Annotated in this window: 11 protein-coding genes and 1 pseudogene; 6 read left to right on the forward strand and 6 right to left on the reverse strand. The window is 64.3% G+C overall.

The window, feature by feature from the left end; genetic code table 11:
• Nucleotides 1–28: 28 nt before the first annotated feature.
• The gene (locus ACIQ3B_RS12215; protein ID WP_397402929.1) at nucleotides 29–952 is read left to right on the forward strand and encodes a cyclase family protein; all 924 of its coding nucleotides are present in this window, start codon (nucleotides 29–31) and stop codon (nucleotides 950–952) included.
• Between the two features lie 4 nt (nucleotides 953–956).
• Here ACIQ3B_RS12215 and ACIQ3B_RS12220 read toward each other — a convergent pair whose 3' ends face one another.
• Together ACIQ3B_RS12220 and ACIQ3B_RS12225 are read right to left on the reverse strand one after the other, a co-directional pair.
• Nucleotides 957–1718: a hypothetical protein gene (locus ACIQ3B_RS12220; RefSeq protein WP_397402931.1), complete on the reverse strand. Its 762-nt coding sequence runs from the start codon at nucleotides 1716–1718 to the stop codon at nucleotides 957–959.
• On the reverse strand, nucleotides 1715–2683 hold the full coding sequence (locus ACIQ3B_RS12225; protein WP_397402932.1) for a WD40 repeat domain-containing protein: 969 nt from the start codon (nucleotides 2681–2683) through the stop codon (nucleotides 1715–1717). Before ACIQ3B_RS12225 ends, ACIQ3B_RS12220 begins: the two co-directional genes overlap by 4 nt.
• 160 nt (nucleotides 2684–2843) lie before the next feature.
• On the opposite strand from ACIQ3B_RS12225, the gene ACIQ3B_RS12230 reads away from it, so the two are divergent.
• Nucleotides 2844–3287, forward strand: a complete 444-nt coding sequence (locus tag ACIQ3B_RS12230; RefSeq protein ID WP_397402934.1) for a biopolymer transporter ExbD — start codon at nucleotides 2844–2846, stop codon at nucleotides 3285–3287.
• 74 nt (nucleotides 3288–3361) lie between these two features.
• Complete coding sequence (locus ACIQ3B_RS12235) at nucleotides 3362–3544, forward strand: hypothetical protein (RefSeq protein ID WP_397402936.1); 183 nt, start codon at nucleotides 3362–3364, stop codon at nucleotides 3542–3544.
• Here the strand turns inward: ACIQ3B_RS12235 and ACIQ3B_RS12240 are convergent.
• Entirely contained in the window at nucleotides 3541–4632 is a 1092-nt protein-coding gene (locus ACIQ3B_RS12240) for a CobW family GTP-binding protein (protein WP_397402938.1), read from the reverse strand. The two genes, ACIQ3B_RS12235 and ACIQ3B_RS12240, sit on opposite strands and share 4 nt — an antisense overlap.
• An 87-nt stretch (nucleotides 4633–4719) precedes the next feature.
• On the opposite strand from ACIQ3B_RS12240, the gene ACIQ3B_RS12245 reads away from it, so the two are divergent.
• Entirely contained in the window at nucleotides 4720–5685 is a 966-nt protein-coding gene (locus ACIQ3B_RS12245; RefSeq protein ID WP_397402940.1) for a cation diffusion facilitator family transporter, read from the forward strand.
• A 29-nt stretch (nucleotides 5686–5714) separates the two neighbouring features.
• Entirely contained in the window at nucleotides 5715–6803 is a 1089-nt protein-coding gene (locus ACIQ3B_RS12250) for a serine hydrolase (RefSeq protein ID WP_397402942.1), read from the forward strand.
• Between the two features lie 111 nt (nucleotides 6804–6914).
• Here the strand turns inward: ACIQ3B_RS12250 and ACIQ3B_RS12255 are convergent, their stop codons facing one another.
• From ACIQ3B_RS12255 to gyrB, 3 genes and pseudogenes are all read right to left on the reverse strand, one after another.
• Nucleotides 6915–7295, reverse strand: a complete 381-nt coding sequence (locus ACIQ3B_RS12255) for a hypothetical protein (RefSeq protein WP_397402944.1) — start codon at nucleotides 7293–7295, stop codon at nucleotides 6915–6917.
• 151 nt (nucleotides 7296–7446) lie between these two features.
• Nucleotides 7447–7545 (reverse strand): annotated as a pseudogene (locus ACIQ3B_RS12260) (PEPxxWA-CTERM sorting domain-containing protein); the annotation flags it as partial.
• 678 nt (nucleotides 7546–8223) lie between these two features.
• A complete protein-coding gene (gene gyrB, locus ACIQ3B_RS12265; RefSeq protein WP_397402946.1) occupies nucleotides 8224–10662 on the reverse strand; it encodes a DNA topoisomerase (ATP-hydrolyzing) subunit B in 2439 nt (812 codons plus the stop codon).
• Nucleotides 10663–10817: 155 nt separating this feature from the next.
• Here gyrB and ACIQ3B_RS12270 point away from each other — a divergent pair.
• A partial coding sequence (locus ACIQ3B_RS12270) for a TonB family protein (protein ID WP_397402948.1) occupies nucleotides 10818–12198 on the forward strand: 1381 nt, incomplete at its 3' end.

Consider the following 12198-nt stretch of genomic DNA (forward strand, 5'->3'; position numbering starts at 1 on the left):
AAAGGGCGGAAACGTGGTTCGATCAGGTATGGTCCTGGCGCTGAGCGCGTTGTGCATGGCCGGTGCGGCCTCGGCGCAGGAGCGCTGGTATCCGTCAAAGTACGGCGCATCTGACACCCTCGGCGCCGTGGGCAACCTGTCGCCGGAGGGTGTGAAGCGGGCCGCAGCGCTGGTGAAGACCGGCAAGGTCTACGCCCTGGGCATCCCCACCGGGCCAGACAGCGCCGTCTATGGCGATCGCAGCTACAAGGCCGAAATCATCGTCACCCCGCCGGCCGGCCAACCGCCGCTGGGCGCCAACAAGGCCACCGCTTTCGATGAAAAAGTCACCACCAGCATGGGGATCGGCACCCAGATGGACGGCCTGGGCCATCTGGGTATCGACCACCGCTACTACAACGGACTGACCCGTGACGAACTGAACACACCTCAGGGGTTCAAGACTCTGGAGCTCTCGAACGTACCGCCGATCGTCACCCGTGGCGTGGTGATCGACATGCTGAAGTATTTCGGCAAGCCCATGACCGCCGGGCAGGCTTTCAACCGCACCGAGATCCAGGCGGCGATGCGGGCCCAGAAGGTGACCATCAGCAAGGGCGACGTGGTGCTGTTCCACACCGGCTGGATGGCCGCCAAGATGAACAGCGATCGCAAGGCGTTCCAGGAAACGACGCCAGGGATCGGCGAGGACGGCGCGATATGGCTGGCCGATCAGGGCGTGGTGGCCATCGGCGCCGACACCATCACGCTGGAGCACATCCCCTTCGCCGACCCGAACCGCCCCTTCGTGGTGCATCAGACCCTGCTGGCCAAGAAGGGCGTGCACATTCTGGAGAACGTCAACGTGGGTCTGCTGGCGGCGGACGGGGTGAGCGAGTTCCTGTTCGTGCTGGGCCAGCCGCGTTTTGTCGGCACCGTGCAGGTGGTGATCAATCCCATCGCAATACAGTAGGGGCTCAGAGGCTGTAGAAAGCTTCGAAGCTTTCAAGGGGCGCGCTGACCCGGAGAACCTGCAGGGGAAACGCGCGCCAAGGCGCAGCAGGGTCGATGTGCGGGAGGTTGGCCTGCAGTCGATCCCGGAAGTCCGGTCGCACGGTCTCCTGACTATCGATCATCTGACCCCAGCTGGAATTGCCGTGCAGATTGACGACGCCGGTCTCGAGACGTGCAGAGGCCGCATAGTCGGACGGGAAAAGGCGAAGATAGGCTTTCAGGTTGTAAAGCCAGGAGCGGCCCCGGATGATCCGCGCGTCGGGATGCGCTGCACGTATGGCAGCGACCATGGCGCTCAGATCGGCACGGCGGCGCGATTGCTTCTCCGAGGCCAGCGGACCGCCAAGGCTGTCAGTGTCGGCGTTGTTGAAGTGGATTTGAACCTCGCCGTCCGCGTCCGGAGGATCGTGCGCAAAACAGCCGTAAGCCTGCTTCGGCGGCGGCGGTAGAATCTCCTCGGGCATGACCCGAAACGTCGCCTGTGTCAGGGCCAGCTGGTCCTTCAGCTCGTCCAGGCGGTCGAGGTCCTTGGCAAAGCTGATCCAGGGCTCGGTCGGCGTCTCCGGCGGCGTACGCAGACCAAAGCGTCGGTGGAAGTTGGTGTAGCGGAGCGCCGCCTGACCAAGCGGCTCCTTGCGCAGTTCCGCCATCCGGCGGGCCAATCGCAACTGTACCTCGAAGTAAGGCCCCAGCCGCTGAGCCCGCTCAGCTCGATCCCCGCTCATTCGATCACGGCCACCCCGGCGTTACCGTCCTCATCGCCCCAGGCCACGCGTTTCGCATCAGGGCTCATGGCCAGCGCCGAGATCGCGGCGCCCTTTTCGGCCTTGAGCGTCACGATTCGTTCTCCCGTGACATTGGCAGCCCAGACCCGGCCGTCGTCCAGCCCTGTCGCTAGCCAGGTCTCGTCAGGCGCCGCAGCGATGCGGGTCGACAGCGCGGCGTCGTCATAGCCGATCTCGGCAGCCTGCTTGCCCATGGGACCAGTGGCGCCGGCGAAGGGCCAGCACACCGCGCCGTTGGCGCCGGAGGTGGCCATCAGCGCGCCCTTCGACATGAAGGCCATGGACTTCACCTTGGCCGGATAGCCGCCCATGCGCAGGTTCTTCTCATCGGCCACGCGCCAACCGTGCAGCTGGTTCTCCTGCATGGCGCTCATCAGGAACTTGCCGTCCGGGCTCCAGCAGACACCCACATGGCTGCCTGCCCACTTGTAGATCGCAGGTTTCTGATCGACGATCCGGGCGTACCAGAACCAGACACCGCCATAGGTCGCCACGGCCAGCCTGCGACCTTTGGGATCGAAGGCAATATCCGCCACGGATTTCTCGTGGGCGAAGGTGCGGGTAAAGGTCGGGTCGGTCATATCGCGCACATGCAGGTCACGCCCGGCGGAGAAGCCGATCAGCTTCGATTCGGAAGAGGCGGCGACAGCGTCGATCCAGCGACCGGCGACCCTGGCGATCTCTGTTGCGCCAGACGCGGTGGACATCATCACCCGACCATCATCCCCACCCGTCAGGATGGCGTCGCCGGCAGGCGCCAGGCAGGCCGCCAGCACGGCGCCGTCATGGGCGGCGGCAACCTCGCCTCCCTCGAACCGGATTGTCCCGTCACCCAGAGCGAAGGCGGCGCGACCGGTCCGGTCAAACAGGGCGGTCGTGACGAAGGCGTCAAAGCTGAAAGTCATGGCTTCCCCTAGAACCATGATGCCTTGATGGGCAAGCAAAGGAACGAATCCGGGATGCAGGCCTGCTTCGCGCGCTTTCGGCTTTACAACCTCCTAACGGCTTGCCAATGGTCCTCCCGACGGGCCCGGCTGATGGGTCCTTGGGAAGGAATTCGCAGGTATGGCGGCGAAAGTCGGCGGTGCTAAAGGCGGCAAATTCAGCCTGAACCAGAACTCGGACATGAACGTCACGCCCTTCGTGGACGTTATGCTTGTGCTCCTGATTATCTTCATGGTGTCGATCCCGGCCGCGACGGTCTCGATCAAGCTGGACCTCCCCCCGGCGATTCCGCCGCCCCCCGGCACCAAGGTGAAGGAGCCGATCCTGATCAACCTCCAGCGTGGTGGTGCGATCTTCATCGGCGAGGCTCCTACGACCCTCGAGCGCCTGACCGGCGACCTGACCCTCACGCTTCAGCGCGATGAGCCCAACATTCCGGTCACCGAGCAGCGGGTCTATATCCGCGGCGACCGCGACGTCCTGTATGGCGAGTTCATGGCTGTCATGAACGACCTGCAGGGCAACGGTTTCTATCAGGTGGCCCTGATCAACGAAGAACTCTAGCCAGGCAGTTTCGTCAGACTTGAAATCGCCCGCCGGGTTCGCGCCCGGCGGGCTTTTTTATGGGCGCAAGTCCGATGTGGGAATCCATACACGTCGCCGTTGGCCCCTCGACCCATCGGGGCCGTTACCGTCTCGAAGGCCGGCGCATGGTGCTGGAATGGCGTGGCCGACGCACCACCGAGTGGTGCGGGATCCTGAAGCCGGAGATCGTGGCTGAAAGCCGCCTGCGCCAGCTCGTGACCCGGCAAGCCGCCTAAGCCGCAATACAGCTCTCGAAGCCGGCCCTCAGGCCCGCCTCGTCCAGATTGCGACCGATGAAAACCAGCCGCGAATAGCGGTTGTCGGTGTCCTTCCACGGCCCCTGAAAGTCGCCCTCCAGGATCATGTGGACGGCCTGGAAAACTAGCCGCCGCTCCTCGCCCTTCACGTCGAGGATGCCTTTTGCCCGCAGGATATCGATCCCCTGCGTCTGCAACACATTGTTGAGCCAGACCGTGACGCGATTGCCATCAATCGGTTTTTGCGAGGTCAGTGAAATCGACGAGATCCCACTCTCGGCCACATGATCGTGGATATGCGCGTGATGCTCATGGTGGTCGTGGTCATGTCCGCAATGCTCGTCGTGGACGTGGTGATCGTGATCGTGTTCGCAGTGCTCATCATGCACGTGACCGGCCTCGCCATGCCCCGGGTTGAGGAAGTGGGGCTGTAGTTCGGTTATCCGGCCCAGGTCGAAGGCGTGCTGGCCCAGGATAGAGTCCAGCGGCACGTTGGAGCGCTCGGCCCGACGGATCGGGGCCAGAGGATTGAGGGTGCGGATAGCCTTTTCCACCTCGATCAACTCGGCTTCGGTGACGAGATCGGTCTTGTTGAGGATGATCTGGTCGGCGAATGCGATCTGCTCGGCAGCCTCGCGACTGTCCTTCAGGCGTAGGGGCAGGTGCTTGGCGTCGACCACGGTGGTGACGCTGTCCAGCTGGGTCCGGGCGCGGACGTCGTCGTCCACGAAGAAGGTTTGAGCCACGGGCGCCGGATCGGCCAGTCCCGTCGTCTCCACGATGATTCCGTCGAACGTGCCCTTGCGCTTCATCAGGCCCGACAGAACCCGGATCAGGTCGCCGCGCACCGTGCAACAGACGCAGCCGTTGTTCATCTCGAAGACCTCTTCGTCAGCCCCGACGATCAGGTCGTTGTCGATACCGATCTCGCCGAATTCATTGACGATCACCGCATAGGTCTTGCCGTGGTTCTCCGAGAGAATCCGGTTCAGAAGGGTGGTCTTGCCCGCGCCGAGATAGCCGGTCAGGACAGTGACAGGGATTTTGGTCACAAGGGTTTCGCTCATGTCTGACCATGTAGAGCCTGGACACCGACTTATGAAGGGGCGTTCGCAAAGCTGGCCTTCCGGCCATTTAGTGTTATGAAGTAACAAATGGCCCTGAATGAACCCCTCGCGCCCTCTGAAGCGGCGTTGGACGCCTTTCGGCAGAACCGTACCTATCTGGGCGCGGATCACGTGCGCAACGAGCGGCGCACCTGGCTCGTGACCGTGATCTGCATGGGCACCCTGGTGGCGTTGCTGGCCGGCGGCGCCGCGACCGGTTCGATCGCCCTGACCGCCAGCGGGCTGCACATGGGCGCCCATGTCGCGTCTCTTTTGGTGGCCTCGGCCGCCTATGCCCTGGCGCGGCGCCACGCGGCCAATCCGGCCTTCAGCTTTGGCACCGGCAAGGTGGGGTATCTGGCCGGGTTCACCAACGCCCTGGTGCTGGCCGCCACCGCCGTGATGATTGCTGTGGAGAGCGGCCAACGGTTGCTCAGCCCGGAACATGTGCATTTCGGTGACGCCTTGCCGATCGCCGCCGGCGGACTCGCCGTCAATGTGGTCTGCATCCTGTTGCTCCGGCCCACGGGCGCGACGGCGGCGCGCAACGACGCGGAAGGCGACCTCAATCTTTCGGCCGCGCACCTGCACCTGACCGCCGATGCGGCGGTGTCAGTGATCGCCTTCCTTGCCCTGCTGGCCGGCCGCCAGCTGGGTTGGGAAATGGCCGATCCGCTGGCGGGCCTGCTGGCGGCCGTCCTCGTCGGGCACTTCGCCTTCACCCTGCTACGGCGAACCGGTTCTGCCTTGCTGGACATCAACCCGTCACGCGACCTGACCGCAGAGGTGCGTCGGCGGCTGTCCTCAGAGGGCGAAGACCTGGTCGACCTGCACCTTTGGCGCCTCGGTCCCGGGCATCATGCCGTCATAGCCGTCATCGCCGCCGACCATCCGGCCCCGCCGCAGGCCTATCACGAGCGGCTGGCTGGACTGGGCGGCCTGTCGCATGTGACCGTAGAGGTGCGGGCGCGCGCCGAAGGCGCCCACGACCACGCCGGGCACAGCCACGCCTGAGCCGGACAGGGCAGGAATACATGCGCTTGATGAAGCTCGTTCTGGTTGCGGCCATCGTTCTGGCCGGCGCCGTGGCGGGCGGCCTCGCGATCGCCGACCGGTCGGTGCGATTGACCTCGGGCGGTCCCGGTCTGGCGGGACTGCTGCAGGTCGCCAAGCCAATCCCGCCTGCGCCGGCGGCGTTGCAGTCCCGACTGGAAACCCTGGCCGCCGCCTATGGCGAGGAGGTGGGTATCGCGGTCACCGACGTCGCCACCGGCTGGACGGCCGGCGTTGATACGGATCGGCCCTATCCCCAGCAGAGCGTCTCCAAACTCTGGGTCGCCATAGCGGTCATGCGGGCGGTGGATGAGGGGCGGATCGCCCCGGACGCCATCGTCACCCTCAGCGAAGCGGACCGCTCGGTGTTCTTCCAGCCCGTGGCCTACAGGATCGGGCCGGGCGGCTACCAGACCACCGTCTCGGATCTGCTGCGCCGCGCGCTGGTGGAGAGCGACAATGCCGCGAACGACCGGTTGATGCGCGAACTGGGCGGCCCCGACGGCGTCGCGCTGACGCTCCAGGAAATGGGCCTTACGGGCGTCAAGGTGGGCGCGTTCGAGCGTGACCTGCAGGCGCTGACCGCCGGACTCGTCTGGCAACCGGACTACGGAATCGGCTGGAACTTCCAGGCGGCGCGAGAGGCCCTGCCAAGGGCGACGCGGCAAGCGGCTCTGGACGCCTATCTGGCCGCGCCTCTGGATGGCGCCGCACCGGGGGAGATCACTGCGGCGCTGGCGGCGCTGTCGCGGGGCGAACTGCTGTCGGCGGCCTCGACGGCTCGCGTGCTGGACTGGATGGCGCAGGCGCGGACCGGTCCACGGCGGCTGAAAGGCGGCCTGCCCGGCGGCTGGTCCATCGCGCACAAGACCGGGACCGGCCAGGACTTCTCCGGCGCCTCGGTCGGCATAAACGACGTGGGCCTGCTCACCGCGCCGGACGGGCGCGTCTATGCGGTGGCGGTGATGATGCGCCGCACCTGGAAGCCTGTGCCCGAGCGACTGGCCTTCATGCAGTCGGTGACCCGGGCCGTGGCCGAGGACTGGGACCGGACCGCAGGTATCCAGACAGCTGATTAGGGCGGGTTGAGGAAAAGTGGGAACCGGTTTTCCGCCCGCAACCCGCTCTGAACATATGAGGGCGATCACGTTCTTCGAGATTGGATTGTTTCAATCCAATCTCGACGTGATCTAGGGCCGCTCGATTCCCTTGACCACCGTGACCTTGATCGGCTCGCCCTGCCAGTCGCGCGAGGTCCAGACCGCGCCAAGGCCACCGCTCGCCGGAAACGTCGTGCAGTAGCGGAACGGCGCCGGGAATGGCCGCGACTGCTTGAGGCAAACGCCCTGATCCTTAAGCGACCATTTGCCTGCCGACCATGTGCCCCGCCGGCCCACAGCCTCCCAGGTGCCGTCGGCCTGGAACCACAGCCGCTGGAACTTGCCGTCCGAGTACTGGGCCTTGACGGTGTTGCCGAACGCCACGGTGACGCCATGGGAGTCCGGCGCGGCCTGGGCGACAGGCACGACCACAGTCAGGGCGGCGAGGATCGAAATACAGGAGAGGCGCATGGGGTTCGCGTCAGAATTGGAGGTGACCGGTTCCGTACCTTCTGGAGGCGGAAATGTGAACCGGACCTGAGCGACCGTCACGCCCGAACGCCAAACGCCGCCCCTCTTGCGAAGGGCGGCGCCACCGAGCCGATCAAAAGGCAGTCAGTCTCTAGGCGACCACGGCCTTGCGGCGGCGGATCATGGAGCCGGCAGCGCCGAAGCCGATGATCATCATCGCCCAGGTCGCCGGCTCGGGGACGGCGCCGGAATTCGAAATCAGTGTGCGCTCTACGCCTACATAGAACCCGGGAGAGGTGTAGTTTCGGGTGGTGATGACGCCGTCATAGCTATCGACCGTGCCCAGCCAGCGCACGCTCGAAAACGTAAAGGTCGAAGGCAACCCAGGCAGCTCGTCTTCGCTGACAAACTGTCCCGCGTGTACTCCGCCGACCGTCCTCGAGATCAGGGGCGACGTATAGATCACAGACCCAAGGCTATTCAGGAACGACAGCATCCCGCTTTGCGTGATGTTGGACGGGTTGTTGTACTGTGCATTGGTCCAGATGCTCGGAAATATGGATCTAAGATTGGTCACGGTGAGTTGCTGGTCGTCAAGAAAGTCGACGGTCAGGTCGAGCGTATCGCCGATTGCGAGATCTACCGAGAAGGGTCCCTGGGTAAAGCCGGGACCTGATGCAATGTCATCGCAGGTAATGCACTGCGCATTGAGGTCCAGCGTCAGGTTTACGATCTTTGTGCCGGCGGCGGCGGAACCAGTGGTCGCCAAAAGCGCCGCACCAAACAGGCTTCCCAGGAGTGCGTGAACTTTCATCTCTCTATCCATAAGTTTCATACGTGTAATCGCCTATACAGGCGCCGATCAGAGGGGCAAACTGTTTTCACCCATGAGGCGAGTGAAAGTGATTGAACTCGCCCCAAAAGATACTCAAACGTCCACCTCCGCATCCAGCGCGTTCTCCTGGATGAACTCGCGCCGAGGTTCCACCAGATCGCCCATCAGACGGGTGAACATGTCGTCGGCGTCATCGGCGTGGTTGACGCGCACCTGCAGCAGGGTGCGGGCCTCGACATCCAGCGTGGTTTCCCAGAGCTGGTCGGCGTTCATTTCGCCCAGGCCCTTGTAGCGCTGGATCGAAAGGCCCCGGCGGCCGTTTTCCATCACGGCGTTCACCAGATCGATGGGACCTCGTACCGTGGTCGTGCGGTCGCGCCGGGTGAAGGTGGCGGCTCCGGAGAACACCTGGGCCAGTTCCTTTGATCGCTCGGCCAGGCGGCGCGCATCGGCAGCGTTCAGCAACAGCTCGTCCAGCACCACGCGCTCGGTGACGCCGCGCTTGATGCGGGTAAAGGCAAAGCCGCCGCCCACAGCCGGTTCGCCGCTCCAGGGACCGTCGCCTTCTTCAGCGTAGAGGTCGAAGCGTTTGGCCGCCGCCGCCGGATCGCCGCCCTCGGCCAGCAGGCCGGCCATGGCCGCCTGTTCGATGGCGAAGGCCGGAGCCCGCGCCGCCAGCCGCTCCACATTGGCCTTGGCGCCGCGCGCGGTCTGGACCAGGGCCAGTAGATCGGCGCCGGTCAGGCGCTCGCCAGACGGCAAGTCCAGGGTCGCCCCATCCACACCCTCGTCGATCAGGTAGATTTCCAGCTCCGGGTCGTCCTTGAGGTAGCGGACCGACTTGCCCTTGGACGCCTTATAGAGCGGCGGCTGGGCGATATAGAGATACCCCCGCTCGATGATCTCCGGCATTTGCCGATAGAAGAAGGTCAGCAGCAGGGTGCGGATGTGTGCGCCGTCGACGTCGGCGTCCGTCATGATGACGATCTTGTGGTAGCGCAGCTTCTCGATGTTGAACTCATCGCGCCCGATGCCGGCGCCCAGGGCCATGATCAGGGTGCCGATCTGGTCTGAGCCCAGCATCCGGTCGAACCGGGCGCGTTCGACGTTGAGGATCTTGCCCCGCAGCGGCAGGATCGCCTGATTGTCGCGGTTGCGCGCCTGCTTGGCCGAGCCGCCGGCGGAATCACCCTCCACCAGGAAGATCTCGGACTTGGCCGGATCCTTCTCGGCGCAGTCGGCCAGCTTGCCGGGCAGGGACGAGATATCCAGCGCTGACTTGCGCCGGGTCAGTTCGCGAGCCTTGCGGGCCGCCTCGCGGGCGGCGGCGGCCTCGGCGATCTTCTGGACGATCATCTTGGCTTCAACGGGATGTTCCTCGAACCAGGCGGCCAGGCCCTCACCCACCAGCCCCTCGACGGCCGGGCGGACCTCGGACGAGACCAGCTTGTCCTTGGTCTGGGAGGAGAACTTCGGGTCCGGCACCTTGACCGACAGCACACAGGTCAGGCCCTCGCGGGCATCCTCGCCGCCGACGGAGACCTTCTCGCGCTTGGCTGTGCCGGAGCTCTCGGCATAGTTGGTGATGATCCGGGTCAGCGCCGAGCGGAACGCCGCCAGGTGGGTGCCGCCGTCCCGCTGAGGGATGTTGTTGGTGAAGCAGAGAACATTCTCGTGGTAGCCGTCGTTCCACCACAGGGACAGGTCGAGCTCGACGTTCTCGCGTCGGCCGCGCACCACGATCGGCGTCTTCATGATCGAGGTCTTGGCCTTGTCGAGGTGCCGCACGAAGGCCTCGATGCCGCCCTCATAGTGCATGACCTCTTCGGTGGGCTCGGGCCCCCGCAGGTCCTTCAGCCAGATGGTGACGCCGGAGTTCAGGAACGCCAGTTCGCGCAGCCGGTGCTCCAGCGTCTTCAGCTCGAAGTCGATGAAGGCGAAGGTCTGCAGCGACGGCAGGAAGGTGACCTCGGTCCCCGACAGGAACTCCCCGTTTTCGCGCAAGGGCGCGTCGCCGGTTTCCTTCAGCGGCGAGACGGAATCACCGTGCCGGAACTCCATCTCGTAGGACTTGCCGCCGCGATAGATCTTTAGCCGCAGCCACTCCGAAAGGGCATTGACCACCGATACGCCCACGCCGTGCAGACCGCCGGAGACCTTGTAGGAATTCTGGTCGAATTTCCCGCCCGCATGCAGCTGGGTCATGATGACCTCGGCCGCCGAGATGCCCTCGCCCTCGTGGATATCCACCGGAATCCCGCGCCCGTCGTCGGTGACGGTGACCGAGCCGTCGGCGTTCAGGATCACCTCGACCCGCGTGGCCCAGCCCGCCAACGTCTCGTCGATGGCGTTGTCGACCACCTCATAGACCATGTGGTGCAGGCCCGAGCCGTCATCGGTGTCGCCGATGTACATGCCCGGCCGCTTGCGCACCGCATCCAGGCCCTTGAGAACCTTGATGGATTCCGCACCATACTCGGCCTGGCCATTGCCTTCAGGGGTGTTGTCGGGGACCTGGGTTTCGTCGCTCATGATGCGTCCAACTGAGGCGCCTCGCGTCAGGGTGGGCAAATCCACCCAAGGCGTCCTATGGTGGCGTCGCGCGCGCGGCGCGGAGCCTGAGATTCGTAAGGTCTCTATATACGGTCTGGGGCTGATTCTGCACAGGTTTCGGCGGGGAAGTGGTGGTGAGTTCCAAGACATCAAAGGCCACACTGGTCAGTGCGACCGCGCTCGCGATGTGCGCCGGCGCCGCCGAAGCGCAGCGCAGTTCGCCGATCAACAAACCCGATTGGGTGACCATCCCGTCCGGCAAGGATTTTGAGGAATACTATCCGAAGCACGCGAACTTTCTGGAGGTAGATGGTCGAGCCAGGCTCAGTTGCACCGTCAATGTGAAGGGTGAGCTGGAGAACTGCACGACGCCCTTTGAACAACCTGTCGGCCTGGGGTTCGGAGCCGCAGCGCTCGCCATGACCAAGAAGTTCGCGATGCGGCCAGGGGCGCGCAACGGGATTCCAATTGATGGCGCCACGGTTGCCATTCCGATCCGATTCGTCCTGCCGGAACCCAAGAATGGCCCGCCGCCACCGCCCGCTGCGGGAGAGTCGCTGAGGAATGCGTTGCGCATCACCGATGCCCATGACGCTGTCACTGTAACACTCGACAACATCTACAAAGAGCACGCCACCGCATACGACCGCGGCGTTACGACAGGCACCCGCGCCATCGTGATCGAAGTTCTCGAGAAGGCTTGGCAGACGCGGCGCCCCGAGTTGCGGATTGCATATGCGAACGCTCTCGCGTCGGTATTCAGGGAATCGGAGCTGGCCTCCATCGCTGACTTTGCTGAGGGGTCAGGCAAGGCTCTGAACTATGATCGGCGACTGCAGGACATTCAAAAGACGATCGGCGCCAGCTTACCGACCATTCTCGGCCCGTCGGCCAAAGCGGCATTCTGCGCGAAAAACTCCTGTCCAGCCCCCGCGGACCTCGCTCGCGTGTGGCGCGCCATCGAACCTTCGGATGATCGAATCGACAACCCACAGTGGTCGAATAGTCCGACCGAGGGCGCGGTTTCCGCCGCCGCCCCCGTTCCCACGATAATTGGTCTTCGTGGAGCGGTGCGTTTGACCTGCCAACTTGGGAAAGAGGGCACCGTAACCGTCTGCACCGTGGACGAAGAGTTACCCCAGGGGCTCGGATTCGGCGCTGCCGCCCAAGGTCTTGCCACCCGCTATCGCCTGAGTCCGATTCAAGCGGCGACCGCTACAGAGGGTCGCAAGGTGACACTGCGCGTCGGCTTCTCGCCACCGCCAGCTGGCGGTATATACAAAGCTCCTGATGGTGTCAGTGATCGCGCGATCACTCTGGCGACGAAAATCCTAGAAGATCAGGGCTCCGTCGAGACATTGATGAAAAATCTGGAGGTTCAGATTGAGAAACGTCGGCTGAGGCCCCCCGCCGGCGTAGACCAAGCCCAGTATGACGCCATGCTAGAGGCCCTGCGTGTGGGGTATCGAGACGCGTTCACGGCGGGCCTCGATATCAATGCCCGAGTGTTGGCGT

The organism is Phenylobacterium sp. (genome assembly GCF_044358365.1).
Classification (GTDB): Bacteria; Pseudomonadota; Alphaproteobacteria; order Caulobacterales; family Caulobacteraceae; genus Phenylobacterium.

What these genes read in the sequence shown, in the direction of transcription:
- ACIQ3B_RS12215 (WP_397402929.1), top strand. Translation starts at nt 29, where the DNA reads ATGGTCCTGGCGCTGAGCGCGTTGTGCATGGCCGGTGCGGCCTCGGCG.
- ACIQ3B_RS12220 (WP_397402931.1), bottom strand. Translation starts at nt 1,718, where the DNA reads ATGAGCGGGGATCGAGCTGAGCGGGCTCAGCGGCTGGGGCCTTACTTC.
- ACIQ3B_RS12225 (WP_397402932.1), bottom strand. Translation starts at nt 2,683, where the DNA reads ATGACTTTCAGCTTTGACGCCTTCGTCACGACCGCCCTGTTTGACCGG.
- ACIQ3B_RS12230 (WP_397402934.1), top strand. Translation starts at nt 2,844, where the DNA reads ATGGCGGCGAAAGTCGGCGGTGCTAAAGGCGGCAAATTCAGCCTGAAC.
- ACIQ3B_RS12235 (WP_397402936.1), top strand. Translation starts at nt 3,362, where the DNA reads ATGTGGGAATCCATACACGTCGCCGTTGGCCCCTCGACCCATCGGGGC.
- ACIQ3B_RS12240 (WP_397402938.1), bottom strand. Translation starts at nt 4,632, where the DNA reads ATGAGCGAAACCCTTGTGACCAAAATCCCTGTCACTGTCCTGACCGGC.
- ACIQ3B_RS12245 (WP_397402940.1), top strand. Translation starts at nt 4,720, where the DNA reads ATGGCCCTGAATGAACCCCTCGCGCCCTCTGAAGCGGCGTTGGACGCC.
- ACIQ3B_RS12250 (WP_397402942.1), top strand. Translation starts at nt 5,715, where the DNA reads ATGAAGCTCGTTCTGGTTGCGGCCATCGTTCTGGCCGGCGCCGTGGCG.
- ACIQ3B_RS12255 (WP_397402944.1), bottom strand. Translation starts at nt 7,295, where the DNA reads ATGCGCCTCTCCTGTATTTCGATCCTCGCCGCCCTGACTGTGGTCGTG.
- gyrB (WP_397402946.1), bottom strand. Translation starts at nt 10,662, where the DNA reads ATGAGCGACGAAACCCAGGTCCCCGACAACACCCCTGAAGGCAATGGC.